General features: G+C 56.7%; 1 protein-coding gene and 1 tRNA gene. One reads left to right on the top strand and one right to left on the bottom strand.

All coding sequences use genetic code 11. The features are described from left to right. The first annotated feature begins 215 nt into the window (after positions 1 to 215). Positions 216 to 821, top strand: coding sequence for a P-loop NTPase family protein (locus KNW02_RS20565; RefSeq protein WP_252734169.1), 606 nt, complete (start codon positions 216 to 218; stop codon positions 819 to 821). Between the two features lie 232 nt (positions 822 to 1,053). Here KNW02_RS20565 and KNW02_RS20560 read toward each other — a convergent pair. Further along, positions 1,054 to 1,129, bottom strand: a tRNA-Ala gene (locus tag KNW02_RS20560). Between the last annotated feature and the right edge of the window lie 246 nt (positions 1,130 to 1,375).

The following is a 1,375-nucleotide window of genomic DNA, read 5'->3' as shown; positions in this document are numbered from 1 at the left end:
AGACCGCCGAAATCCACATCCGCATTGCCCTCATGAACCGCTTCAACGCTCTCGGCCAAGCGGAGATCGAACGCGTCGCCTAAGATCTCGGGGGAAAGGCGCAAGCTCGGCTCAAACCGGCGTTCTGTAACAACGCCCTTTGCATCCCTGGCGAAATACGCGGTGGCCTTTTTTAGGACGAACGGGATCCGAGTTGTGCTGAAGTGTTAGCGGTCGTGGCCGAGCACCGGCTGTTCCCTATCCCCGACCAGCTTAGGCCCTGTTTGCCTGACGACAATCCCGTGACCCAGGACATAGCAGACATCCTTGCCGAGCTTGGTGTCGCTTTTGACGAGCAGGGCTTGACTGCACCCGAGGCTACACCAACCGCCGAAACCGCTGTCACCGAGGCCTGGACACAGGCGCTTGAGGCCCCGTTTTCCCAGGTGGAGCACTACCTCGCATATGTCGAAGACCGCAGCCACTATGGTACCCACCAAGGGGTCAAGGGGCTCGAATTTCCCCGAATCATGGTGATCGCCGACGACAACCATACACGATTCAAGGGCCTGGCCTCGTATGAGACGCTGTTCGAGGTGAAACCCCTTGGTCCAGACGCGCAGAAAAAGGCAGACAAGGGCGAAGAAACTACGATCGAGCGCACCCGCCGCCTGCTCTATGTCACTTGTACTCGCGCAGAAGAGAGCCTTGCGCTTGTGCTCTATTCTGAGGCCCCCGATGCGATCCGCAGGTTTTTGATCTTCAAAAACTGGGTGGCAGAGGACGAGATCGTGATGGCTGAGACCCACGGGTCATATCAGAAAGCTGCAATGAAGCGCTGAACTGGTTCAGTAATGAACGCTATAGGCCGAATCTGTCGCACAGCGATGCGTGGCTGGCTAGTGATAGAGAGGGCGCGAGGAGGCTGGGTCTTGAACACGCTAAAGCGCGAAAACAGCCAGCAGAACGATCTCTACCGGCTTCGGATTTCTTCACATATACGCATTTTCCAGTAAAAATGGACAAACGGTTGTCATTAATGGAAGATCTATCTGGCACTTGCCAAGTGCGGAGTGGTGGAGCCAAGGGGAGTCGAACCCCTGACCTCTTGAATGCCATTCAAGCGCTCTACCAACTGAGCTATGGCCCCACCGGAGGTCCGTGCGACCGTTCCGATCGCCGATGAAGGGTCGTATAGGAGGGGGCGTGTCGGGGCGCAAGTGAAAAAGCGCCAAAAAAGCGCCCGGGGGTGAGCACATCGCACGCCACCGCGGGAGTGTCCGATCTTTTGTGTATGATTGATCGGGTCCATGCTTCACCGAAAGGAAGCATGTATGACGATCTCCAAGGAAATTCTGGACGAGTTGCTGAAAGGCGTTGAGCGCCCGGAGGACCT

The sequence above is a fragment of the Paracoccus marinaquae genome (assembly GCF_018860165.1).
Classification (GTDB): Bacteria; Pseudomonadota; Alphaproteobacteria; order Rhodobacterales; family Rhodobacteraceae; genus Paracoccus; species Paracoccus marinaquae.
Note: the sequence above shows the minus strand (reverse complement) of the source record. Positions and strands in the feature narration are given on the sequence as shown.